Genomic DNA, 23,532 nt, shown 5'->3' on the forward strand with positions numbered 1-23,532 from the left:
GAAAAAAGCTATGAGTCAATATGATCTGATTTACAACAAAGTGAGTGACATGATTTGCGACGCTAAAGATCTGGAGTCAGGGACATTCAAGCCAGACACCACACTGGCGGAGCTTGAACTGGACAGCCTTGACTACGTTGAGCTAATGGTTCTGGCAAAACGGGAATTTGACGTCACGCTACGCCCGGAAACATTTATTCAAAACCCGCTCATGACACTCGACGAACTGTGCCAGCATATCGCGCAGGAAATGGCGGCCTGATATGACTCAAAAATGGATGCTTATCACCGGCGGTAGCCGCGGAATTGGTCAGGCGTTGGTGACACACCTGCAATCACGCTGGAACATTGTCTTCACAGGGAGAAATGAGGACTCGATTAACCACACAATGCTGAAAGCGCAGGCCCTCAATACCTCAACATGGGTGAGAGGATTTTGCTGTGATGGCAGCGACGAGGCCGAGGTCTCTACCCTCGCCGCGCGGCTGCTTGCAGATTTTGGCGCACCCTCAGCCATTGTTCATAACGCTGGGATGACCAAAGACGCACTTCACATTCACCAGACTGCGAATGAGTGGCGCGAGATTATGGATAATAATCTGATTTCTATCGTTAACTGGAATCATCAATTGCTGCCAGTCATGATGACTGAAGGACACGGTTCACTGGTTCTGATGTCGTCAGTCAGCGCCGTGATGGGTAATAGTGGTCAAACTGCTTATGCAGCCAGCAAAGCGGCAATGATGGGTCTGGCGCGTTCGCTGGCACGAGAAGTGGGGCGTTTCGGTATTCGGGTAAACTGTCTTGCACCAGGGTTGATTGAAAGTGACATGATTCAGGCCATACCCGAACAAAAGCTCAAAGCATTGCGGCAAAACATACCGCTACGCCGACTCGGGCACCCACAGGAGGTGGCGCAGGCCGTCGCCTTTCTGACAGGTGAAGAAAGTCGCTATATGACTGGCCAAACGCTCATCCTGGATGGAGGCCTGTCAGCCTGACAGCCAGAACCGCGAGAATTAACGCTTCTCGCGGTTTAATGCTTTATTAAGTTGCGCAATCCGCGTAACCAGTTCCCGCCGTTCCTTCGCTGATTCCTGCGCAATTTGCATCAGAGCCGCACTTCGCTGACGAGCCAAATGCGCCAGCACGGGTGGTATATCCGCTATGGTCGTGATTTGATCCTGAAACAACATCAGAGAAGACGCCTTACCCAGCAACGTCGCTAAGCTATGGCTGGCCAGCAAAATATCGGCTTCGAAAGGATAGGGTTTTTCTCTGACCGATACATGGAGTAAACGGCACCAATCAGCAATCTCACCCATACCTTCAATAGGCGCCAACGCCTGCCAGGTTTGTTCCTCGACATCGTGTGAATCAGGTTTTGCATAGCGGTCCAGGCTCCTGATGTTGTGTAACAGCCCTGCTATCTCGACCTTCAGGCACTGTTCCGGCGCAATGCCAATTTCATTTGCCAGGTAGCCTGAAATACGCCCAACCATCAGTGAATGCTGAACATTTTCCTGACTAAATTCATCAATAACAAACGCCAGGAGGCTTGAGATATCGCGAAAATTATGAAGAGAGAGGGAATCATTATAAATTCGAGGGATCTCCTGAATATAATCCTGATAGCGGGTTGATTGCATCACCGCCCAAAAATGATCCCTCTTCGCCATCTTCCTGAATGCCTGTACATACTCTGGTTTATAAAGAGTGTGTGAACCATCCAGTATAATTTCGGTGAGCACCTCACGCATAGTCGAAATATTTTCGCTACGATAGTTCGCTAATAAAACATCAATACGATCGGCAAGGTAGATGACATGGCTTTCTTCTGGAACGTAGTCAGCATCGATCATCTTTCCTTTACCATTATCCCAATGTGTATGGTGATAGCGAACAATATCGCTAAGGGGGTTAAGAAGTGGAATACCAGCAAGAAGCTCCCCACCAATAAGCGCATGATTATTGAGTTCATTATCACAATAACTTAGTGGCTCAAGCCGTGATTCTTCGTTTAACCCACCAATATCATGCAGCAACGCAGCCAGTAGAGTTTTACGACACTGCGCAGGTGAAAAGTACGCTTCACGGGCCAAATTCCATGCGATGAAGGCCGTTCTGACATGATGTAGATTCAATTTTGGATGAATTAAATCCACTATCCTTGAAACGCAACTCAATGTTTCTATTAAATTTATTTTCATAGTCTTTTAGAACATCTACCTGACATCAGGCAAGAATGAGGTGAGCGCTACACTGGCTATTGCCGTTTACACCCATATTGCGGAAATGTATGATTACCAATCAATAATAGGTTATTATTTAGCTTGTTAAGATAAATAATCTTATCCTCTACAATCTTTTCTGCTGTAATCTTATCTTTAGAACGCGTTCCAAACAATAAGTCGTTAGCAATATTCTCGTTTATGTTATCTGAATCATCACGTGATTGCTTTATTTTAGATAATTTATACCAATGTAAACCATTATTTGCCCTTTTATAATCCGCTTTTAGTTTTCGCGATATTATATACTTATTATCATTGTACGTTAACAAACCATCAATACTGATAAAAATATTACTTCTTGTCATTTCTAATGAGATGATCCCCTCAGAATGAACATCTTCATTGTTGATACTCTGAACAATAGAGAATTCTGACTCACAAGAAAAAGAAGTTGATGAATCATAACTGATAAAGGCACATACTGAGATAATAGTAATGACAAGAATTAACAGTGCTATTTTATTAAGCATTTTTCTTTTCTCTGACATAGTAACTCATGCATTTATTTTTATTGATATCACATTCAATGATAAGAAGCTGTCTGTTAATACCTAAGCGACTGTTCACGGTTTGCTTATAGATGTGCAGTTCTTTAGCCGTCGTGCAGTCAAACTGATGTGTCATGCCGAACTCATTCGACAGTTCGTCCAGCGTCTGTGATGATGGCATGTAGACGACACATTTATCCTGTACGATTTTTTGTAAAAACAAATCTGGCGTAACTTTTTCTATGGCTATGATCATCAAAGAAGCAAGAGCTATCATTAAAAAAAACACCTTAAAAAGGATTAAATAAAATGAATAGCCATATTTAAATTTTTTATCTTCCAGATTTACATTTTCATAAATCGGCGTTTGATACTCGCTGTCGCTGGTAATGTGGACGGTATCAGAGATTCTAAAACCTACTCTGGGAACGGTTATAATGACATCTTTCTCAATCCCCAGCTCACTCAATCCTTTACGCAGTGTTGAGATATACTGATTTAGATTACTATTTGACGCTCTGGCACCATATCTATCAAAAACGGATTGAAAAATCTCTCCACGCGACAGAATGTCACCACGATGAAATAACAGTTCTTTCAATAATCGATTGGAGGTTTGAGATAACTCAATGCTATCTCCAGTCAACAGGTTTACAAGTGAGGCGTCTTCTGTATCAAATGTAACAAATCCCTCTATGTCGAACCTCATTCTTATCTCCATCACTACGGTGCTCAACCATCGCCACTGATAAGTAGAATCTATTGTTAAATTCAGTGTAAATTTTAGATAAAAACGCTGTTTTTACCATCATCCAAGGCTAATGTTGCTACCAACGCCGCCCGGAAGCATACTGATTACGTCTTCAAGAACACGGGGTATCGCCAGATGAAATTAGCATTGCACTCCTGTGACTCAGAAGTTTTAAAGAAAAGTCACAACGCGTTTCTCAGTAGTCTGCGGGTATTAGCAACGGAAATGGGCGTTACAAGCCATGCTGTTGTAAAAGCTCCAGAGCAAGAGTTCATTCTGCATTTATTAAAAAAGCATAGCGCTGAGGGACTATCTACAAGAGAGCTTGCCAACTACTGTGGCATCTCAATCTATAAAGTAAGGCATTTACTTCTTCCGTTAGAAAAACATGGTCAGGTTAATAGAGATAAAATGCAAAAACACCATCAGTGGTTTTTATCAAAAAACCCTACAGAAACCACGAGATATTCTAGCAAGGGGTATTTTTATTTGCAACACGGATAACTAACATCAGAACTATCATTATAAAAATTAGGTAGCAATTAATTAATATCTCGCACCAAATTTGGAAAATTCTTAATATTAGGACGAAAATGATTAATTCATAATACATTTCTATAGCTCATTAACTCACACTGTAGCAATGTTGACAAGAATGCTAATTTTTATATATGGAACCTATAAATGAAGGATTCACGCTCATTACATCGTAAGAACACGTGAAATAGTCAACAAAAGAAACTATTCAATATAAAGTAGATACGGGAGTACAGGACACGTGCCCCCAATACGGACGCGCGATGATATGCAACGAAATGAATTGATTACCTTATTAAGGAAATACGGTTTTATTGAGACAGGCGAAGCCATTATCTTTCTGTCCATAATTGCAGAAGAGGAGTTACGGTCTGAGGACAAACAGTTCGTCTTTACGAAAATTGCACAATGCCTGGCACATCACGAAGATGGCAGTCCTTACTTCGCTCAGCTCAGAGAGCTAAAAACAGGACTGGAACAATCATTGCACGCTACTGCGCAGAATGGAGACGCCATCAATACCGGGGTATACGCTTACAAAGTGTCCTGAAGTCATCGTCATTAATGAATATTCATGCATCAACAATCGTTTCCCATGGATAAAGTGTGCATTAATCTCTTGCGTCAAAAACAGACCTGCGTATAATCCCGTCCCGTTTGCCGGGAGGAATTATGGTTCAGTGTGTACGACATCGCGTCTTACCGCGTCTGAAAACAGACGCTGGCCTGCCGTTTTCTTCCGTTGCTCACTCATTCTCGAAGCCCCTTATTTAAGGGGCTTTTTTTTTGCGCAGGCGTCAGGAGAAAAACATGGCTAATCCGCTGTATCAAAAACATATCATTTCCATTAACGACCTGAGTCGCGACGATCTGGAACTGGTACTGGCTACCGCTGCAAAGCTGAAAGCAAACCCGCAACCGGAACTGCTGAAGCACAAAGTGATTGCCAGCTGTTTCTTCGAGGCGTCGACCCGTACCCGCTTGTCGTTTGAAACCTCAATGCATCGTCTGGGCGCGAGCGTGGTCGGTTTCTCCGATAGCAACAACACCTCGTTGGGTAAAAAAGGTGAAACGCTGGCGGATACCATTTCGGTGATTAGCACCTACGTCGACGCCATTGTAATGCGCCATCCGCAGGAAGGCGCGTCGCGTCTGGCGACCGAGTTCTCCGGCGGCATTCCGGTGTTAAACGCCGGTGATGGCGCCAACCAGCACCCGACGCAAACGCTGCTCGACCTCTTCACCATTCAGGAAACGCAGGGCCGCCTGGAAAATCTCAACGTGGCGATGGTCGGCGACCTGAAATATGGCCGTACCGTTCACTCCCTGACCCAGGCGCTGGCGAAATTTAACGGCAACCGCTTCTACTTTATCGCCCCGGACGCGCTGGCGATGCCGCAGTACATTCTGGATATGTTGGACGAGAAAGGGATTGCCTGGAGCCTGCACTCCTCCATAGAGGAAGTGATGGCGGAAGTGGATATCCTTTATATGACGCGCGTACAGAAAGAGCGGCTGGATCCGTCGGAATACGCCAACGTGAAGGCACAGTTCGTGCTGCGCGCCGCCGACCTCGAAGGCGCCCGCAACAATATGAAAGTGCTACACCCGCTGCCGCGTATTGATGAAATCACCACGGATGTCGATAAAACGCCGCACGCCTGGTACTTCCAGCAAGCTGGCAACGGCATCTTCGCACGCCAGGCGTTACTGGCACTGGTTCTGACTCGCGACCTGGATCTGTAAGGGGAAATGACTATGACACACGATAATAAACTTCAGGTAGAAGCCATTAAACGTGGCACGGTAATCGACCATATCCCGGCACAGGTGGGCTTTAAGCTGCTGACCCTGTTCAAGCTGACCGAGACAGACCAGCGCATCACTATCGGCCTGAACCTGCCTTCCGGAGAGATGGGCCGCAAAGACCTGATTAAAATCGAAAATACGTTCCTGACTGATGAACAGGTTAATCAGCTTTCGCTCTATGCACCGCAGGCGACAGTTAACCGTATTGAAGAGTACGAAGTGGTTGGGAAATCACGCCCAAGCTTGCCGGAACGTATTGATAACGTACTGGTTTGCCCGAACAGCAACTGCATTAGCCACGCCGAACCGGTATCATCCAGCTTTGCAGTGAAAAAACGCGCAGATGACATCGCGCTCAAATGTAAATACTGCGAAAAAGAGTTTTCCCATTATGTGGTGCTGGCCAACTAATTGAGGTTGGTAATGAAATCCCGGCTGCTATAATGGCCGGGAACATTCTTAACGCTGTAATTCTGGAGAAAACATGAGCAAAGTACTCGCGACGGAAAATGCACCAGCCGCTATCGGACCTTACGTTCAGGGCGTTGATCTGGGTAGCATGATCATCACCTCCGGCCAAATCCCGGTGAATCCGAAAACCGGAGAAGTGCCGGCAGATGTAGCCGCACAGGCACGTCAGTCGCTGGATAACGTAAAAGCGATCGTTGAATCTGCAGGCCTGAAAGTAGGCGATATCGTGAAAACGACCGTTTTCGTGAAAGATCTGAATGACTTCGCGACCGTTAACGCCACGTATGAAGCGTTCTTCACCGAGCACAACGCGACCTTCCCGGCACGTTCTTGTGTGGAAGTGGCGCGTCTGCCGAAAGATGTGAAGATTGAAATTGAAGCGATTGCGGTACGTCGCTAATCGCGACGCGGCAAGCGCCTGATGGCGCTACGCTTATCAGGCCTACGCCATATGACGCGTAGGCCGGGTAAGCTTACGCCACCCGGCACTTCTTTACTGCCAACCATACCGACGGCTAAAGAACCCTTTCACCATCTGCGTCAGCGTCATATACCCCGCCAGAATTGCCACCAGCCACGGGAAGTAAGAGAGCGGCAACGCCTGCAACTGCAGATACCCTGCCAGCGGCGAGAACGGCAGCGCGATACCGACGACCATCACTACCAACGTCATGATAATCAGCGGCCATGCGGCGCGGCTCTGGATGAACGGTATACGGCGCGTACGGATCATATGCACAATCAGCGTCTGCGACAGTAACCCCACGACAAACCAGCCGGACTGGAACAGGGTCTGCGCTTCCGGCACGTTGGCGTGGAAGACAAACCACATCACGCAGAAAGTCAGAATGTCGAAGATGGAGCTGATCGGCCCGAAGAAGATCATAAAGCGCCCCAGTTCAGCCGGCTGCCAGCGCTGTGGTTTCTGGATCTGCTCGTCGTCAACGTTATCAAACGGGATCGCGACCTGGGATACATCGTACAGCAGGTTCTGAATCAACAGATGTAACGGCAACATCGGCAGGAACGGCAGGAATGCGCTCGCCACCAGTACGCTGAAGACGTTACCGAAGTTAGAGCTGGCCGTCATCTTGATGTATTTCAACATGTTGGCAAACGTCCGGCGGCCTTCGATAACCCCCTCTTCCAGCACCATTAGGCTTTTTTCCAGCAGGATGATGTCGGCAGCTTCGCGAGCGATATCCACCGCACCATCGACAGAAATACCGATGTCCGCCGCACGCAGCGCAGGCGCGTCGTTAATGCCATCGCCCATAAAGCCCACGACATGCCCTTCGCGGCGCAGCAGCGTTACGATGCGCTCTTTATGCATCGGCGTCAGGCGCGCAAACAGCGTGGTACGCAGCGCCAGTGCCGCCAGTTCATCGTCCGTTAATGTCTCGATATCGCTCCCCACCACCACATCGCCGACTTCAAGTCCGACTTCATGGCACACTTTCGCCGCCACCAGCTCGCTGTCGCCAGTGAGAATTTTCACGGTGATACCGCTCGCTTTCAGCGCTTTCAGCGCCGGTGCCGTCGTCTCTTTCGGCGGGTCGAGGAATGCGATGTAACCTTCGAGAATCAGGTCGGATTCATCAATACGCTGGTAGTCACCCACACGCGCGGGCAGATATTTGCTTGCCACTGCCACCACGCGCAGCCCCTGACGGTTCAGCGTGTCGGTGACGCGTTTAATGCGGCGCAGCATGGTTTCATCCAGCGGAACGATTTCGCCGTTATGACGCACCTGCGTTGAGACGTTGAGGATCTCCTGCAACGCGCCTTTGCAGATCAGTTTGTGCACGGACGGGCGTTCGCTCACCACGACCGACATCCGGCGACGCTCGAAATCAAATGGAATTTCATCCACTTTCTGCCACTGCCCGGAAAGCGCACGTGCGGCGTTTTCATCCACACCTTCCAGCACGGCGGTATCCAGCAGATTTTTCAGGCCGGTCTGATAGTGGCTGTTAAGCCAGGCGGTATGCAGCACACGCTCGCTGGCCTTCCCGGAAATATCAGTGTGATTTTCCAGTACGATTTTATCCTGCGTCAGCGTTCCGGTTTTATCGGTGCAAAGGATATCCATCGCGCCAAAGTTCTGAATCGCATCAAGGTGCTTCACAATAACTTTCTGTTTTGAGAGCTTCACCGCCCCGCGCGCTAGCGTCGAAGTGACGATCATCGGCAGCATTTCCGGTGTTAAGCCGACGGCAACCGACAGCGCAAACAGCGCCGCTTCCCACCAGTCGCCTTTGGTATAACCGTTGATCAACAGCACGATTGGCGTCATCACCAGCATAAAGCGGATCAGAAGCATACTGACGCGGCTGATGCCTTTCTGGAACGCATTCGGCTCACTCTCCTGCTCGCTGACGCGCCCGGCCAGTTGACCAAACCAGGTGTGGCCGCCCGTCGCCGTGACGATGGCCTGCGCCGAGCCGCTCACCACCGTGGTGCCCATAAAGCAGAGGGTATCGCACTCAAGCGGGTTCGCCTGTTGTGGGTCACGGCTGCGCGCGACTTTCTCAACCGGCAGAGATTCACCGGTGAGCGATGCCTGGGCCACAAAAAGGTCGCGCGCCTGCACAACACGCAGGTCTGCAGGGATCATGTCGCCCGCCGACAGTTTGACAATATCGCCCGGAACAAGCTGGTCGAGCGGTATTTCACACCAGCGGCTTTCGCCCTGAATATTCACCACCCGCAGCACGGTAGCGGTGTTGCTCACCATCGCTTTTAATGCGTCGGCGGCTTTGGTGGAGCGGGCTTCCTGCACAAAGTTAAGCAGTGTGGAAATCGCCACCATCAGCGCAATCACGCCAGCGGCGAAAAGATCTTCCGTCGAGTAGGACACGATGCCGAGCACCGTCAGCAGCAGGTTGAACGGATTGCGGTAGCAGCTCCACAGATGAACCCACCACGGCGCGGGCTTCTGCGCCGGGATCTGGTTATCGCCGTATTGCTCGCGTTTTGCCGCGACTTCGGCCTCGTTGAGCCCTTCAGGATGGCTGTCAAACGCATGCCAGACGGCTTCTTCCTCCATCATTGCCACTTTCAGGCAGTGCTGACTCAGAGAATCCGGCATCGGTACGCCAGTGAGATTTTTGCCATCCGGCATCGGGTCACGCTGGACTAAACGGCGTGGCAGGTGGCGGCTAAGCTGTGCAAGCAGCTGCCGGGTCATATTTTTCAGCATAAAACGTCCCCCGCATCCGTAAAATACGGACGCAGCTCGGCTGACAGGCGCAACAAATTCTTGCCTGTCAGGCACTTAATTTTTCTACAGGGACATCAGGGATGTCACTGCCTCACGTGCTCGGTAAGGCAGCGAAAACTGACTTACCGGAAAATTACGCTCCCGTGTGGGAGAGGGGTGGGATCGGGATCCATACGGCCTCCGGTAAGATGAATGATGAAATATGCCGCACATTATAGGTATAAAACCATAATGTTTGTGACGGTTCGGGCGGTATAATACCTCCCGGCAACTAAACCGAACGTAAACCAGACTTTGCTCATTGCACATTGTTTGCGTAGGATGAAACACTGAGTCTGAAATAACATTTTATTAACACGGGAAACGAGATGCAGAACCGGCTGACCATTAAAGATATTGCACGCCTGAGCGGAGTGGGGAAATCGACCGTCTCCCGCGTGTTGAATAATGAAAGCGGCGTCAGCGATCGTACCCGTGAACGTGTTGAAGCGGTGATGAATCAACACGGTTTCTCTCCTTCCCGCTCCGCGCGCGCTATGCGTGGGCAGAGCGATAAAGTGGTCGCCATTATCGTCACGCGCCTTGATTCACTTTCCGAAAACCTGGCGGTACAGACCATGCTGCCCGCCTTTTATGAGCAGGGTTACGACCCCATCATGATGGAAAGCCAGTTCTCACCCGAGAAAGTAGAAGAGCACCTGGGCATGCTGAAGCGACGTAACATCGACGGCGTGGTGCTGTTCGGCTTTACCGGCGTCAATGAAACCATGCTGGCGAACTGGCAGTCGTCGCTGGTGATGGTGGCGCGCGACGCGAAAGGTTTCGCCTCCGTATGTTATGACGACAAAGGCGCCATCAGCATCTTAATGCAGCGCCTCTACGACCAGGGGCATCGTCATATTAGCTATCTGGGCGTGCCCCACAGCGACGTCACCACCGGCAAACGCCGCCACGATGCCTATCTCGCTTTCTGTAAAAAACACAAACTGAACCCAGTCTCCGCGCTGCCCGGTCTCGCCATGAAGCAGGGTTTTGAATACGCCAGCAAAGTGATGACGCCGGACACCACCGCCCTGCTGTGCGCCACCGATACGCTGGCGCTGGGCGCGAGCAAATATTTCCAGCAGGAACGCATGGATTCCGTGCAGCTTGCCAGCGTCGGTAATACGCCGCTGATGAAGTTTCTGCACCCGGAAATAATCACCGTCGATCCCGGTTATGCCGACGCAGGACGCCAGGCGGCAGAACAGCTGATAGGCCAGATAACCGGACGCGCCGAACCGCGTCAAATTATTATTCCCGCCAACCTCATCTAAGCCTGAACGCGTAAATTATGTGATCCTCGCTGCGTTTCGGGAACGTTCCCATTTTCCAAAAATCGGTTAACGGATAGGCTACTGCTCAGGTCATCAACACAATATCTCTCCTCGGCACTGAGGTTTTCATAATGAGTAAAATAAATCAGCAGAACATCGATAAACTTATCGAGCTGGTCGGCGGGCGCGATAACATCGCTACCGTCAGCCACTGCATTACCCGCTTACGCTTTGTCCTCAACAACCCGGCAAAAGCCGATCCGAAAGCCATCGAAGAACTGCCGATGGTGAAAGGCTGCTTCACCAATGCCGGTCAATTTCAGGTCGTCATCGGTACCGAAGTCGGCGATTACTACAGCGCGCTAATCGCCTCAACCGGCCAGGCGGCGGCAGATAAAGAGCAGGCCAAACTGGCGGCGCGCCAGAACATGAAGTGGCATGAACGGATGATCTCGCACTTCGCGGAGATCTTCTTCCCGCTGCTGCCGGCGCTGATTAGCGGGGGTTTGATCCTCGGTTTCCGCAACGTAATCGGCGATCTGCCGATGAGTAACGGTCAGACGCTGGCGCAAATGTACCCGTCGCTGCAAAGCATCTACGATTTCTTATGGCTGATTGGCGAGGCCATCTTCTTCTATTTACCGGTGGGTATCTGCTGGTCGGCGGTACGCAAAATGGGCGGTACGCCGATTCTGGGTATCGTACTCGGCGTTACGCTGGTCTCCCCGCAGTTGATGAACGCCTACCTTCTGGGTCAACAGGTGCCGGAAGTGTGGAACTTCGGCCTTTTTACCATTGCGAAAGTCGGCTATCAGGCGCAGGTGATCCCGGCGCTGCTGGCGGGCCTGGCGCTCGGCTATATTGAAACGCGCATGAAGCGCATCGTGCCGGATTACCTCTATCTGGTGATTGTGCCGGTCTGCTCGCTGATTCTGGCGGTCTTCCTTGCTCACGCCTTTATCGGCCCGTTTGGCCGCATGATTGGCGACGGCGTCGCCTTTGCTGTGCGTCACCTGATGACCGGCAGCTTCGCACCGGTTGGCGCTGCGCTGTTCGGCTTCCTGTACGCGCCGCTGGTGATCACCGGCGTTCATCAGACGACGCTTGCCATCGACATGCAGATGATTCAGAGCATGGGCGGCACGCCGGTGTGGCCGCTGATTGCGCTCTCTAACATTGCGCAGGCTTCGGCGGTCGTGGGGATCATTATTTGCAGCCGTAAACAGAACGAGCGTGAAATTTCCGTACCTGCCGCCATCTCCGCTTTCCTCGGCGTAACCGAACCGGCCATGTACGGCATCAACCTGAAGTATCGTTTCCCGATGCTGTGCGCCATGGTCGGTTCCGGCCTCGCGGGTCTGCTGTGCGGCCTGAGCGGCGTCATGGCAAACGGAATTGGCGTCGGCGGCCTGCCGGGCATTCTTTCCATCCAGCCAACCTACTGGCAGGTCTATAGCCTGGCAATGCTAATTGCCATTGTTATTCCAATCATTCTCACCTCGGTGGTTTACCAGCGTAAACACCGTCAGGGCACCTTGCAGATTGTTTAATGTTTTCACTTTGGGGCGCCCTTGCGCCCCTTCGCATTTCAGGACAGCACTATGAATATTCTTCCCCACTGGTGGCAGAACGGCGTTATTTATCAAATTTATCCGAAGAGTTTTCAGGACACGACCGGCAGCGGCACCGGTGATCTACGCGGCGTAACCTACCGCCTCGACTATCTGAAAAAACTGGGCGTTGACGCCATCTGGCTGACCCCTTTCTATGTCTCACCGCAGGTCGATAACGGCTACGATGTGGCGAACTACACCGCCATCGATCCGGCCTACGGCACACTGGACGATTTCGATGAACTGGTGGCCGAGGCGAAAGCGCGCGGTATTCGCATCGTGCTGGATATGGTGCTCAACCACTCCTCAACGCAGCACGCCTGGTTCCGCGAATCGTTGAATAAAGCGAGCCCATACCGCGAATTCTACATCTGGCGTGACGGCGAACCGGGCATCCCGCCCAACAACTGGCGCTCGAAATTTGGCGGCAACGCCTGGCAGTGGCACGCGGAGAGCGAGCAATATTATCTGCACCTGTTTGCGCCGGAGCAGGCGGATCTCAACTGGGAAAACCCGGCTGTGCGCGCCGAGCTGAAAAAAGTGTGCGAGTTCTGGGCCGATCGCGGCGTCGACGGCCTGCGTCTCGATGTAGTGAACCTGATTTCAAAAGATCAGGCTTTCCCTTCTGACCCGGACGGCGATGGTCGTCGTTTCTATACGGATGGCCCGCGTGCCCATGAGTTTTTGCAGGAGATGAGCCGTGATGTCTTTACGCCGCGCGAGTTAATGACCGTCGGCGAGATGTCGTCAACCTCGCTGGAAAACTGCCAGCAGTACGCCGCGCTGGATGGGCGTGAGCTCTCGATGACCTTTAACTTCCACCACCTGAAAGTCGATTATCCCGGCGGCGAAAAATGGACGCTGGCGAAGCCGGACTACGTCGCCCTGAAAGCACTGTTCAGCCACTGGCAGCAGGGCATGCATAATCGCGCCTGGAATGCGCTGTTCTGGTGTAACCACGATCAGCCGCGCATTGTTTCGCGCTTTGGCGATGAAGGCGAGTATCGCTTGCCCGCCGCCAAAATGCTGGCCATGGTGCTGCACGGTATGCAGGGCACGCCTTATGTTTATCAGGGCGAAGAGATTGGCATGACCAACCCGCATTTCACGCAGATCACCGATTATCGCGACGTGGAAAGCCACAATATGTTCGCCGAGCGCTTAGCGCAGGGCCAGGATGCGCAAACCTTACTGGCGATCCTCGCCAGTAAATCACGCGATAACAGCCGCACACCGATGCAATGGAATGGCGACGCGCACGGCGGGTTCACCACCGGCACACCGTGGATCGCCCTGTGCGACAACTATGAAGCGATCAACGTCGATAGAGCGCTGAGCGATCCGAGTTCGGTGTTCTACACCTATCAGCAATTGATCGCGTTACGTAAAACCACGCCGATTCTGACGTGGGGTGATTATCAGGATCTTCTGCCCGATCACCCCGCTTTGTGGTGCTATCGCCGTCAATGGAAGGGGCAAACGCTGCTGGTTGTCGCCAACCTTAGCGCAGAACTTCAACACTGGCAGCCAGACGCCGCTCACGGCGAATGGACGGCATTAATCAGCAACTATGACGAAGTGGCAAGTGCACCGTCTGAAATGACGCTACGGCCTTTTGAAGCGGTCTGGTGGCTACAAAATTAACCCTCTCAACCGGCGACTCCCGGTCGCCGGCTCCCGACAAATCCTACTGTTTTTGTTGAATTTTTAAGCAAAACTCAGCACTGCAATATTTACATTAGCCGTAGCGCCCGCCATCTGTACGCTTCGATTTTTACTTTGTCCTACATCAATAAAATCGCAAACTTGTTTGATGCAAATCACTATATATAGACCTTAGAATGCTCGCCGACCCAACATATTGGGTTTATCGTCTACAATATCACCATACCCTTCCAATGAAGAAAGGGGGTGAGATGTGGATAAATTTGACTGGAGAAGCGCTAACACGCGGGCAGGCTTTGTAAATCTCGCCCCCGCCCCGACTTCAGTTCTGTGGATAACCTGTTTTTATAATGGAGTGATCATGACACCGCATGTGATGAAACGCGATGGCTGTAAAGTGCCGTTCAAATCAGAGCGCATCCAGGAAGCTATCCTGCGTGCCGCTAAAGCAGCGGGAGTCGATGACGCAGACTATTGCGCCACCGTCGCGGCAATCGTAAGCGAGCAGATGCAAGGCCGTAGCCAGGTTGATATCAACGAGATCCAGACCGCGGTTGAAAACCAGCTGATGTCTGGCCCGTATAAGCAGCTGGCGCGCGCCTATATCGAATATCGCCATGACCGCGATAGCCAGCGTGAAAAGCGTGGCCGTCTGAACCAGGAAATTCGCGGTCTGGTTGAGCAAACCAACTCGGCGCTGCTCAATGAAAACGCCAATAAAGACAGTAAAGTGATCCCTACCCAGCGTGACCTGCTGGCCGGTATCGTCGCGAAGCACTACGCCCGTCAGCACCTGCTGCCGCACGACGTGGTGATGGCGCACGAACGCGGCGTTATCCACTATCACGACCTTGATTACTCCCCGTTCTTCCCGATGTTCAACTGCATGTTGATCGATCTGAAAGGAATGCTAACGCAGGGCTTTAAAATGGGTAACGCGGAAATCGAGCCGCCGAAATCCATCTCTACCGCGACGGCCGTTACCGCGCAGATTATCGCGCAGGTGGCCAGCCACATTTATGGCGGCACCACCATTAACCGTATCGATGAAGTTCTGGCCCCGTTCGTGACCGCCAGCTTCAATAAACATCGTCAGACCGCTGAAGAGTGGCAGATTCCGGACGCCGAAGGCTACGCGCACTCCCGCACCGAGAAAGAGTGCTACGACGCCTTCCAGTCGCTGGAATATGAAGTCAATACGCTGCATACCGCCAACGGCCAAACGCCGTTCGTCACCTTCGGTTTTGGTCTCGGCACCAGTTGGGAATCACGCCTGATTCAGCAGTCCATTCTGCGTAATCGCATTGCGGGCCTCGGCAAAAACCGTAAAACCGCCGTGTTCCCGAAACTGGTGTTCGCCATCCGCGACGGCCTGAACCACAAACCGGGCGATGCCAACTACGACATCAAACAGCTGGCGCTGGAATGCGCGAGCAAGCGCATGTACCCGGACATCCTCAACTACGACCAGGTTGTGAAAGTCACCGGTTCGTTCAAAACGCCAATGGGTTGCCGCAGCTTCCTCGGCGTGTGGGAAAACGAAAACGGCGAGCAGATCCACGATGGCCGTAATAACCTTGGCGTGATCAGCCTGAACCTGCCGCGCATCGCGCTGGAAGCGAAAGGCAATGAAGACGCGTTCTGGAAACTGCTGGACGAACGTCTGGTGCTGGCACGTAAAGCGCTGATGACCCGCATCGCGCGTCTGGAAGGCGTGAAAGCGCGCGTGGCCCCAATCTTGTATATGGAAGGCGCATGCGGCGTGCGTTTGCAGGCTGACGATGACGTCTCTGAAATCTTCAAAAACGGTCGTGCGTCTATCTCGCTGGGCTACATCGGTATTCACGAAACCATCAACGCGCTGTTTGGTAATCAACACGTTTATGACAATGAAGCACTGCGCGCCAAAGGCACTGCCATTGTTGAACGTCTGCGCCAGGCCGTTGACCAGTGGAAAGAGGAAACCGGCTACGGTTTCAGCCTCTACAGCACACCAAGTGAAAACCTGTGTGACCGCTTCTGCCGCCTTGATACTGCCGAATTCGGCGTGGTACCGGGCGTGACCGATAAAGGTTACTACACCAACAGCTTCCACCTGGACGTGGAGAAAAAAGTTAACCCGTACGACAAAATCGACTTTGAAGCCCCGTATCCGCCGCTGGCGAACGGCGGTTTCATTTGCTACGGCGAGTACCCAAACATTCAGCACAACCTGAAAGCGCTGGAAGACGTCTGGGATTACAGCTACCAGCACGTGCCGTACTACGGCACCAACACGCCGATTGATGAATGCTATGAGTGCGGCTTTACCGGTGAGTTCGAGTGTACCAGCAAAGGCTTTACCTGCCCGAAATGCGGCAACCACGACGCGTCCCGCGTGTCGGTCACCCGCCGCGTGTGCGGCTATTTAGGCAGCCCGGATGCGCGTCCGTTTAACGCCGGTAAGCAGGAAGAAGTGAAACGCCGCGTGAAACACCTCGGCAACGGGCAGATCGGTTAAACGGCTGCCCCTCACCCCGTCCCTCTCCCCAAGGGAGAGGGAGAAAACCACGACGACCTCTATGATCTGCCCGGTCGGTCCCCTCTCCCTGCGGGAGAGGGTTAGGGTGAGAGCCACAACCCGCACCATACTCAATAAGAAAAACCATGAATTACCATCAGTACTACCCTGTCGATATCGTCAATGGCCCCGGCACGCGCTGCACGCTGTTTGTGGCGGGCTGCGTACATGAATGCCCGGGCTGTTATAACAAAAGCACCTGGCGCGTGAATTCCGGCATGCCGTTCACGACTGAAATGGCCGACCGTATTATCGCCGATCTCAACGACACACGCGTGAAACGTCAGGGGATTTCACTCTCCGGCGGCGACCCATTGCATCCGCAAAACGTACCGGAAATTCTCAAACTGGTTAAACGTATACACACGGAATGTCAGGGGAAAGATATCTGGGTGTGGACCGGCTACAAGCTGGACGAACTGAACGCTGCGCAAATGGAAGTAGTCGATCTCATCAACGTGCTGGTCGACGGTAAATTTGTGCAGGATTTAAAAGACCCGGCCCTTATCTGGCGCGGCAGCAGCAATCAGGTAGTGCACCACCTGCGTTAAACAAGGGGCGTCGCCCGCCCCTCTTCAAAACCGACTCACACACTCCATTGCCACTGTCTTGAAATCCTCGAAATCCCGGCAGCTGCACAGCCGCGCCATTGCGCGTTCGCGCAGGAAGGTGACGAAAATATCGTAGATCGCCATCGCCTCTTCATACTCGCGTTTGCTGATCGCAAGCAGGAAGATGACGTGCGCGGTTTCCTCGCCCCATGCAATTCCCTGCGGCGCCAGCACCGTGTAGACCACTGTTTTTTGTGCCAGCAATCCCAGGGCGTGAGGCAGCGCGATGCCGTCGCCGAGCATGGTGCTGACGATGGCTTCACGTTCTACAACTGAAGCGTGGAACTCGGCGTCAACAAAGCCTTCATCATGAAGCTGAGCGCAAAGTTCGCTAAATAAGGTCTGTTGGTCGATATCGCCGTCGATAATGCGAAAATGTGCCGCATCGAAATATTTGTTCAGCATCCACGGGCGGGTGCGGTCTACCAGCACCAGTTTGCCGATCTGTTCAAGCTGGAACTCGGTCGGGAACGGCGCAATCGTGACTACCGGTTTATCTTTTTCATTGATGCGCGCGGTCGAGATAACGAAGTCTTCACTGATGCTTTCCCGCTGTTCGTAATCACGCAGCGAAAGCACATCGGTCACGTCAATCTGCGGATATTTACGCTGCAGCACCGCTTCAATCATGCGCACCATCGCCGTACTGGTGTCGCACACCAGCAAGACGCGCGGCTGGCGCTGATAGCCAATGTTGTAGTGCCGCTCCAGCCCTACGCCGATGTGCAGTACCAGGAACCCAACTTCGTTTTCACTGATGGTGTACGGCGTGTATTTTCCCCAGCTCGATACCGCCGCCAGGGTCATATCCCACGCCATCGGGTAGTGCTGTTTGATGTTATCCAGCAACGGGTTAGGAATCATGATTTGATAGCGCACGCGGGTGATCATGGTTTTAATATGGGTGAGCAGATCCGCATGCAACTGGTCGTCGTTTTGCAGGTTATAGTTATAGTGGCTGTTGATGTAGCTGAGGATATAGTCCACCAACGCTTCGGCGTCGTCGGCGCTGATAGCGCTTGGCGAAACCTGCTGCGTCTGACGTGCGGAAATATGCACGCACAGCCAGGCTTTTTCAGAGTCGGCCAGCGGTTTACCGGCAAGCGCCTGAATTGCTGCGGCAATATCCCGCGCCGCGTCGCGCACGTTCTGCGATACCTCTTCTTCTGCCGCAAATTCTGCCAGCGGGAATCCTTCACTGATGCGGCGTACCGCCACCGCGCAGTAAAGACGAATGAAGCGTTCACCTTCGTCGGTCAGGCGAATCGCATAGCGAGTGAGCGTTTCCTGCAACGTCGCGGTAAGCGAGGTGATGGCCCCCGCATTGAGCGCTTCCGCCATCAGTTGCGCATTAAACCCTTCCTGCTGCGGCAGTTCCCAGAGGATATCCGTCAGGCAGGCGCGAATAGAGACTTCACTGCCAAACAGCTTCATGCCGTGACGCGGACGCGTCTCGAGCGTCAACTGATAACGCTGAAAACGCTCGCGTACGGCGATCATGTCGTTTTGCAGCGTGGCGCGGCTGACAAACCACTCATCCGCCAGATCTTCCAGCTTGAGAGAAAATGCGGACGTAAGAAAGCGCACCGCCAGCGAATGTTCGCGCTCGCTGGCGGTACGTGGAATACGCAGCGTACTCGGCGCGCTCTCTTCCAGTTTTTGGTAACGATTGGGGTCACTGATATTGAGCTGATAACCGCTGCCGCGCGTCAGCGTAAACTGCGCGCCATAGCTCTCCAGTAAGGCATTAAGCGCCGAGATATCGGCGCGAACAGTACGGGTGGAAACGGACAATCGTGCAGCCAGCTCATCCTGCGGCAAAACTTCGTTTTGCAGTAAATTGAACAGTTGGGCTAAACGTTGGTTGGGGAATCGCACGTCAGTTTCCTTATTACGCCTCAGGGGTTAAACGAAATCACCATCTGCGATGGGCTGCCGACCGATGTGTATTCAGGGACAAATGTCAGCGTGCCATCGTCAGGCGCGACGCGAAAACGGGTGATGTTATCGCTGCGCTGATTCATTACGTACAGCCAGCGGCCCTCGCTATCCAGCGTCAGGCTGCGCGGGTAGTCGCCTCGCGTCCATATATTATCATTATGAATCAATGAGCCATCATTCATAACCGTGAAGTGAGCAATACTGTTGTGCAGACGATTGGCAACATAGAGCTGTTTTCCGTCAGCGCTGATTGCCAGCCCGGCGGCGAAGCTGGTTCCCTGATACGCTTTCGGCAGCGATGACACCGTTTTCCCTTCCTGGAGTTGCCCGGTTGCTGCATCCAGGTGGTAATGCGTCAGCGTAGAAGACTCTTCGTTGATCACAAAAAGCCCATCACCTTTTGCTGTAAACACAAAATGACGCGGCCCCGCGCCCGGTGACGACGCATTGATGAACGGCGGCGTGTTGGGGATCAACGTGCCGTTCTTTTCATCCAGACGATACTGGTAGATCCGATCGAGGCCCAGATCGGTAGAAAAAACATATTTCCCGCTGGGATCGGCGGCGATCATGTGGGCATGCGGGCCGTTATGATCGCTGGCGGCAAAACTGCCTTTGACCGCAGCCGCCGGTTTCGCGGCGCCAGGATCACCCGCATCCTGATGAAAATCGCTGGCCTCCGCCAGACTGCCATCAGCTTTCACCGGCAACATCGCCACGGAACCGCTGACGTAATTCGCCACCAGCAGATGTTTTCCGCCAGGCGTCAATGAGAGATATACCGGGCCCGCGCCGCCAGATGAAACCTGATTCAGCTTATGGAGAGCGCCCTTCTCATCCACCCGCAGCGCCTGCACCACGCCCTTCTCTTCTTCGCTCGCGACATACAGGGTTTTGCCATCGGCAGAGACGGTAAGCTGCGCGGCGTTGGGCAGCGTGCTGACCAGGGTTTTATCGCTTAACGCCCCGGTTTTGCTGTCGAGGGTTAAGCGGTAAACGCCTTCACCGTTGGGGTTGTAGGTGCCCACCCACGCGTATTGCGTCTGCGCGATGGCGGTTGTAGCAAGCAGAGAAAGTGAAGCGACAAGCAGGTGGCGGGATGGGTGCATGGTGGCTCCTTGGGAATGGTGTGATGAGTTCCCCCCTCACCCTAACCCTCACCCACAGGGAGAGGGAACCGACAGTGCAAATGTGAAAGACCTGCGCTGATTTTCACCCTCTCCCTGCGGGAGAGGGCCGGGGTGAGGGGGCCCTTATTACTTCACTAACGCCTTCGTCATCTCCAGCAGCGCGCGCACGTCGTTCGGGCGAGTATTGCCGCTGGCTTTATCAATAATAGAACTGTAGATGTGCGGGATGATTTTGCTTACGCCAGCATCGAGGGCAATTTGCAGGATCTCGCTGAAGTTCTCCAGATCGATCCCCCCCGTTGGTTCCAGCCAGAAGTCATGACGCGCGCAGGCTTCTGCCACCGCTTTATACTCATCACGGCACTTCAGGCCGCCCATCGGGAAGTATTTGATTGAGCTGCCGCCCATATCTTTCAGCAGAGCGATCGCCGTTTCAACCGGCACGATGCCATCCGGTGCGGTGCTGCTCAGCGGCCCGGTGGATATTTTCACCATGCCCGGCGTGCCGGTTGGCGAGACCAGACCGTTCACTACGGTGTCATTTTGCCCTAGCAGCGCACGGCTGGTTCCGACACCGGTGAAGACCTGGTTGACGTGCTGCGGCTGCACTTCAGCGGAGATGGCGCTGACCATTGCCGACTGATTCGGGTCGCCCGCGCCCAGGCCAACGGAGAGCGCATTATCAATCCGCGCCGCGTAATCACGCATATCCGCTACGGCACTGGCCACGTCCGGGTAATTTTTGGAGAGCACGCCCACCAGCACATGACCTTCCGCCGCTTCATAAATCTCGCTGGCGTTCTCTTTGCTACCCGCCAGAACGTTCAGGCAGACGCGGTCACGGTAAAAGTTTGGGGTCAGTTTCATGCGTTAATCTCCTGTTTAATCACTTCAGCAATACGGCGGGCAACAATATCCAGTTGCGCCTGGTCAACACTGCGCACGTCGGCTTCGATAATGCCTTCGTTGGCTTTGTAGCCACGGAAGTAGATGGCGTACTGCCCCTGCTTGAGCGCATCAACCAGCTCGCCTGTGCCAATACCGGTAACGGCTTCGTCGAATTTAATTTCGGTACGCGCGATGTCACGCCCGGCGCTATCCCAGACTACGCGCGCGGATACACCGTTGAGCGTATTCAGTGCGTCGATAAACGGCGTCATCTTCGCCACCATTTCAGCACCGCTCTCTTTCGTTGCGGTAAGGTAATGTTCAATGGCGCAAGTCAGGCCGAGAATGCCCTCTTTACCCACTTTCATCGCGCGGCCAATGCCCGCTGACTGGCGTTTTACCCACTCGACATACTGGGTTTTGCCGATCACCAGCCCGCTGGTTGGCCCTTCGATGGCTTTCGCGCCGCTGTAAATGACCAGGTCTGCACCCGAACGGTAGTAGCACTGCAGGTCTTCTTCCGCCGCCGCATCGACGATCAACGGTAGATTGTGTTTGCGAGCGACAACAACCGCCTGCTCAACGCTGAGCATGCTTTTCTGCACGCAGTGGTGAGATTTGATATACAGGATAGCCGCCGTGCGCGGGGTAATTGCCGCCGCCAGCTGTGCTGCGGAACATTCGTTAGCGTAGCCTGCTTCCACCAGCTTGCCGCCGCCCAGCGCAACCATGGTGCCCACCGGCGCACCGAAGTTGACGTTATGACCTTTGGGCAGGACGATTTCGTTGTTCTCAATTGGCGTGACGTGCAGGTTTTCCAGCAGCCAGTCGCTGTCTTTAACGAGCACCGCCGCCACGGACTGCGCAATGCCTGCCGACGCACAGGAGACCACCGTCGCCCCTTCCACATCCAGCAAATTAGCAATGTACTCGCCGGTTTTATTGACCAGGTCTTTCATCTCGAAATACTGGTTCATGCCGTCCATCGCGGCCTGTACCACTTCCGGGCGCGGGGTTGAAACACCCAGCGCGGTCATGCGGCCAGAGGTGTTAATCACTTGCTTTAAATTGTATTTCTCAAAAATCGAAGGCATTTTCTGCACTCCCTTGTTCGGTCATATAGCCCTTGCCTGCACGAACGGCAGCCAGCGGCACCAGAATTTTGTCAGCCTGAAGCGAAACGTTTTCCGCATCGGTTAGGCTCATCGGTTGATCTTTCACGGTGAAGATCGTCAGATCCGCGTCCATCCCCGGCGCCAGGCGACCTTTGCGGGTCAAGCGCAGCCCTTCAGCGGCATGCGTGGTCACGCAGGCAATCACCTGCGGCAGCGACAGGCCAATGGCGAGGAATTTGGACATCACCAGCGCCAGCGAACGTACCGGGCCGTCGATGCGGTTACGGCAGTAGATATCGGAACTGATGGTGTGCGGCAGAATGCCCATCTCGATGGCGCGTTTCGCCACCTCAAAGCTAAAGCTGGCGGTACCGTGGCCGACATCGAGACGAACGCCACGCTTGAGCGCACGCGTAATCGATGCGCGCAGTTCGCCTTCCGGCGTCAGGATGCGGTTCGGTTTGCCGTTGTAGCAGTGGGTAATGATGTCGCCAGCACTCAGCAGGTCGGCAATCTCATCCAGGTTCGGCGGGTTGTTGCCGATATGCACCATCAGCGGCAAATCGCCGTTGGCTTTCTGCATCGCTTTCGCATGTTCCAGCGGCGTGATGCCGTTTTCACCCACGACACTGCTGCTCATCCGTGCCTTCAGCCCGACGATAAAATCAGGGTGGCGTTTCACCGCCTGGTGTACCGCGTCGGCGTCGATATTGGCCATATTGGCCAGCTCGTTCTGGGCAATCAGCCCGACGCGCGAGATATTCAGCAGCGCGTAAACGTCAGTCGCCGCCTGGCGAGTGAGTTCATAGAATTCATCCACGTCATCTGCCCCGGTGCTACCGGCATCGATAACGGTCGTCACGCCAGTGGCGATGCCTACGCTATCGGGTTCGTCGTGATAAATCGGTGATTTCGGGTAGCAGTGAACGTGGGAGTCAATCCAGCCCGCGCTGACGTAGTAGTTGCCGTGCAGATCAATGGTTTTCTTTGCGGGTGACGTCAGGTCACCCAGCGCGTGGATTAAGCCATCCTGAATGGCGATATCGGTCAGGATATCGTCGACGAGGCGCGCACCGCGCAGGAGTAAATCAAACATCTCATTCTCCTGAGAGAGCGGGCG

General features: G+C 53.2%; 21 protein-coding genes and 2 pseudogenes. 13 read left to right on the plus strand and 10 right to left on the minus strand.

The genetic code is table 11. The features are described from left to right. Positions 1–10 precede the first annotated feature (10 nt). A complete protein-coding gene (locus tag ACOXYR_RS18995; RefSeq protein WP_421355674.1) occupies positions 11–262 on the plus strand; it encodes an acyl carrier protein in 252 nt (83 codons plus the stop codon). 1 nt (position 263) lies between these two features. Then, a complete protein-coding gene (locus ACOXYR_RS19000) occupies positions 264–1,001 on the plus strand; it encodes an SDR family oxidoreductase (protein ID WP_189623764.1) in 738 nt (245 codons plus the stop codon). 18 nt (positions 1,002–1,019) lie between these two features. Here the strand turns inward: ACOXYR_RS19000 and ACOXYR_RS19005 are convergent, their stop codons facing one another. From ACOXYR_RS19005 to ACOXYR_RS19015, 3 genes are all read right to left on the minus strand, one after another. Beyond that, positions 1,020–2,165, minus strand: coding sequence for an HD-GYP domain-containing protein (locus ACOXYR_RS19005; RefSeq protein WP_229837688.1), 1,146 nt, complete (start codon positions 2,163–2,165; stop codon positions 1,020–1,022). 101 nt (positions 2,166–2,266) lie between these two features. Next, the gene (locus ACOXYR_RS19010; protein WP_421355675.1) at positions 2,267–2,782 is read right to left on the minus strand and encodes a hypothetical protein; all 516 of its coding nucleotides are present in this window, start codon (positions 2,780–2,782) and stop codon (positions 2,267–2,269) included. After that, a complete protein-coding gene (locus ACOXYR_RS19015; protein ID WP_421355676.1) occupies positions 2,757–3,491 on the minus strand; it encodes a winged helix-turn-helix domain-containing protein in 735 nt (244 codons plus the stop codon). Before ACOXYR_RS19015 ends, ACOXYR_RS19010 begins: the two co-directional genes overlap by 26 nt. 177 nt (positions 3,492–3,668) lie before the next feature. Between ACOXYR_RS19015 and ACOXYR_RS19020 the strand changes: the two genes are divergently transcribed. Together ACOXYR_RS19020 and ACOXYR_RS19025 are read left to right on the plus strand one after the other, a co-directional pair. After that, on the plus strand, positions 3,669–4,037 hold the full coding sequence (locus ACOXYR_RS19020; protein ID WP_189623768.1) for a FaeA/PapI family transcriptional regulator: 369 nt from the start codon (positions 3,669–3,671) through the stop codon (positions 4,035–4,037). Between the two features lie 301 nt (positions 4,038–4,338). Further along, positions 4,339–4,620, plus strand: a complete 282-nt coding sequence (locus ACOXYR_RS19025; RefSeq protein ID WP_189623769.1) for a hypothetical protein — start codon at positions 4,339–4,341, stop codon at positions 4,618–4,620. A gap of 77 nt (positions 4,621–4,697) precedes the next feature. Here ACOXYR_RS19025 and ACOXYR_RS19030 read toward each other — a convergent pair. Next, positions 4,698–4,763: pseudogene (locus ACOXYR_RS19030) on the minus strand (hypothetical protein); the annotation flags it as partial. Between the two features lie 39 nt (positions 4,764–4,802). Here ACOXYR_RS19030 and ACOXYR_RS19035 point away from each other — a divergent pair. From ACOXYR_RS19035 to ridA, 4 genes and pseudogenes are all read left to right on the plus strand, one after another. Continuing rightward, positions 4,803–4,929: pseudogene (locus ACOXYR_RS19035) on the plus strand (pyrBI operon leader peptide); the annotation flags it as partial. Next, entirely contained in the window at positions 4,881–5,816 is a 936-nt protein-coding gene (gene pyrB / locus ACOXYR_RS19040; protein WP_350435503.1) for an aspartate carbamoyltransferase, read from the plus strand. The pseudogene ACOXYR_RS19035 and the gene pyrB, both read left to right, overlap by 49 nt. A gap of 12 nt (positions 5,817–5,828) precedes the next feature. Continuing rightward, on the plus strand, positions 5,829–6,290 hold the full coding sequence (pyrI, locus tag ACOXYR_RS19045; protein ID WP_015966133.1) for an aspartate carbamoyltransferase regulatory subunit: 462 nt from the start codon (positions 5,829–5,831) through the stop codon (positions 6,288–6,290). Between the two features lie 73 nt (positions 6,291–6,363). Then, the gene (gene ridA, locus ACOXYR_RS19050) at positions 6,364–6,750 is read left to right on the plus strand and encodes a 2-iminobutanoate/2-iminopropanoate deaminase (RefSeq protein ID WP_113858131.1); all 387 of its coding nucleotides are present in this window, start codon (positions 6,364–6,366) and stop codon (positions 6,748–6,750) included. Positions 6,751–6,843: 93 nt separating this feature from the next. Here ridA and mgtA read toward each other — a convergent pair whose 3' ends face one another. Continuing rightward, positions 6,844–9,552 (minus strand): magnesium-translocating P-type ATPase, encoded by a 2,709-nt coding sequence (gene mgtA, locus ACOXYR_RS19055; RefSeq protein WP_421355677.1) that lies wholly within the window; start codon positions 9,550–9,552, stop codon positions 6,844–6,846. A gap of 389 nt (positions 9,553–9,941) precedes the next feature. On the opposite strand from mgtA, the gene treR reads away from it, so the two are divergent. From treR to nrdG, 5 genes are all read left to right on the plus strand, one after another. Then, complete coding sequence (treR, locus tag ACOXYR_RS19060) at positions 9,942–10,889, plus strand: trehalose operon repressor TreR (protein WP_421355678.1); 948 nt, start codon at positions 9,942–9,944, stop codon at positions 10,887–10,889. A gap of 131 nt (positions 10,890–11,020) precedes the next feature. Continuing rightward, positions 11,021–12,439, plus strand: coding sequence for a PTS trehalose transporter subunit IIBC (gene treB / locus ACOXYR_RS19065; RefSeq protein WP_350435510.1), 1,419 nt, complete (start codon positions 11,021–11,023; stop codon positions 12,437–12,439). A gap of 51 nt (positions 12,440–12,490) precedes the next feature. Continuing rightward, positions 12,491–14,146, plus strand: coding sequence for an alpha,alpha-phosphotrehalase (gene treC / locus ACOXYR_RS19070; protein WP_421355679.1), 1,656 nt, complete (start codon positions 12,491–12,493; stop codon positions 14,144–14,146). Positions 14,147–14,528: 382 nt separating this feature from the next. Further along, the gene (gene nrdD / locus ACOXYR_RS19075; RefSeq protein ID WP_421355680.1) at positions 14,529–16,667 is read left to right on the plus strand and encodes an anaerobic ribonucleoside-triphosphate reductase; all 2,139 of its coding nucleotides are present in this window, start codon (positions 14,529–14,531) and stop codon (positions 16,665–16,667) included. Between the two features lie 146 nt (positions 16,668–16,813). Next, complete coding sequence (nrdG, locus tag ACOXYR_RS19080; protein WP_108476182.1) at positions 16,814–17,278, plus strand: anaerobic ribonucleoside-triphosphate reductase-activating protein; 465 nt, start codon at positions 16,814–16,816, stop codon at positions 17,276–17,278. A gap of 24 nt (positions 17,279–17,302) precedes the next feature. Here the strand turns inward: nrdG and ACOXYR_RS19085 are convergent, their stop codons facing one another. The 5 genes from ACOXYR_RS19085 to ACOXYR_RS19105 form a co-directional block, all read right to left on the minus strand. After that, positions 17,303–19,216, minus strand: coding sequence for a BglG family transcription antiterminator (locus ACOXYR_RS19085; RefSeq protein ID WP_108476181.1), 1,914 nt, complete (start codon positions 19,214–19,216; stop codon positions 17,303–17,305). A gap of 20 nt (positions 19,217–19,236) precedes the next feature. Next, positions 19,237–20,388: a lactonase family protein gene (locus tag ACOXYR_RS19090; protein WP_421355681.1), complete on the minus strand. Its 1,152-nt coding sequence runs from the start codon at positions 20,386–20,388 to the stop codon at positions 19,237–19,239. 147 nt (positions 20,389–20,535) lie between these two features. Beyond that, on the minus strand, positions 20,536–21,276 hold the full coding sequence (gene dagF / locus ACOXYR_RS19095) for a 2-dehydro-3-deoxy-phosphogluconate aldolase (protein ID WP_189623775.1): 741 nt from the start codon (positions 21,274–21,276) through the stop codon (positions 20,536–20,538). Next, positions 21,273–22,391: a DgaE family pyridoxal phosphate-dependent ammonia lyase gene (locus tag ACOXYR_RS19100; protein WP_113858121.1), complete on the minus strand. Its 1,119-nt coding sequence runs from the start codon at positions 22,389–22,391 to the stop codon at positions 21,273–21,275. Before ACOXYR_RS19100 ends, dagF begins: the two co-directional genes overlap by 4 nt. Further along, a complete protein-coding gene (locus ACOXYR_RS19105) occupies positions 22,375–23,508 on the minus strand; it encodes an amidohydrolase/deacetylase family metallohydrolase (RefSeq protein WP_421355682.1) in 1,134 nt (377 codons plus the stop codon). The genes ACOXYR_RS19100 and ACOXYR_RS19105 overlap by 17 nt, the downstream gene beginning before the upstream one ends. Positions 23,509–23,532: the final 24 nt, after the last annotated feature.

Origin of the sequence: Pseudocitrobacter faecalis, from assembly GCF_965231525.1 — a bacterium.
In the GTDB taxonomy this organism is placed as follows: domain Bacteria; phylum Pseudomonadota; class Gammaproteobacteria; order Enterobacterales; family Enterobacteriaceae; genus Pseudocitrobacter; species Pseudocitrobacter faecalis.

Bases quoted from the DNA above. Each gene is read 5' to 3' on its own strand.
- mgtA (WP_421355677.1), bottom strand. From the start codon at position 9,552: ATGCTGAAAAATATGACCCGGCAGCTGCTTGCACAGCTTAGCCGCCAC.
- dagF (WP_189623775.1), bottom strand. From the start codon at position 21,276: ATGAAACTGACCCCAAACTTTTACCGTGACCGCGTCTGCCTGAACGTT.
- ACOXYR_RS19020 (WP_189623768.1), top strand. From the start codon at position 3,669: ATGAAATTAGCATTGCACTCCTGTGACTCAGAAGTTTTAAAGAAAAGT.
- nrdG (WP_108476182.1), top strand. From the start codon at position 16,814: ATGAATTACCATCAGTACTACCCTGTCGATATCGTCAATGGCCCCGGC.
- treB (WP_350435510.1), top strand. From the start codon at position 11,021: ATGAGTAAAATAAATCAGCAGAACATCGATAAACTTATCGAGCTGGTC.
- ACOXYR_RS19025 (WP_189623769.1), top strand. From the start codon at position 4,339: ATGCAACGAAATGAATTGATTACCTTATTAAGGAAATACGGTTTTATT.
- ACOXYR_RS19000 (WP_189623764.1), top strand. From the start codon at position 264: ATGACTCAAAAATGGATGCTTATCACCGGCGGTAGCCGCGGAATTGGT.
- ACOXYR_RS19090 (WP_421355681.1), bottom strand. From the start codon at position 20,388: ATGCACCCATCCCGCCACCTGCTTGTCGCTTCACTTTCTCTGCTTGCT.
- ridA (WP_113858131.1), top strand. From the start codon at position 6,364: ATGAGCAAAGTACTCGCGACGGAAAATGCACCAGCCGCTATCGGACCT.
- pyrB (WP_350435503.1), top strand. From the start codon at position 4,881: ATGGCTAATCCGCTGTATCAAAAACATATCATTTCCATTAACGACCTG.
- treR (WP_421355678.1), top strand. From the start codon at position 9,942: ATGCAGAACCGGCTGACCATTAAAGATATTGCACGCCTGAGCGGAGTG.
- ACOXYR_RS19010 (WP_421355675.1), bottom strand. From the start codon at position 2,782: ATGTCAGAGAAAAGAAAAATGCTTAATAAAATAGCACTGTTAATTCTT.
- nrdD (WP_421355680.1), top strand. From the start codon at position 14,529: ATGACACCGCATGTGATGAAACGCGATGGCTGTAAAGTGCCGTTCAAA.
- pyrI (WP_015966133.1), top strand. From the start codon at position 5,829: ATGACACACGATAATAAACTTCAGGTAGAAGCCATTAAACGTGGCACG.
- treC (WP_421355679.1), top strand. From the start codon at position 12,491: ATGAATATTCTTCCCCACTGGTGGCAGAACGGCGTTATTTATCAAATT.
- ACOXYR_RS19100 (WP_113858121.1), bottom strand. From the start codon at position 22,391: ATGCCTTCGATTTTTGAGAAATACAATTTAAAGCAAGTGATTAACACC.
- ACOXYR_RS19015 (WP_421355676.1), bottom strand. From the start codon at position 3,491: ATGAGGTTCGACATAGAGGGATTTGTTACATTTGATACAGAAGACGCC.
- ACOXYR_RS19105 (WP_421355682.1), bottom strand. From the start codon at position 23,508: ATGTTTGATTTACTCCTGCGCGGTGCGCGCCTCGTCGACGATATCCTG.
- ACOXYR_RS18995 (WP_421355674.1), top strand. From the start codon at position 11: ATGAGTCAATATGATCTGATTTACAACAAAGTGAGTGACATGATTTGC.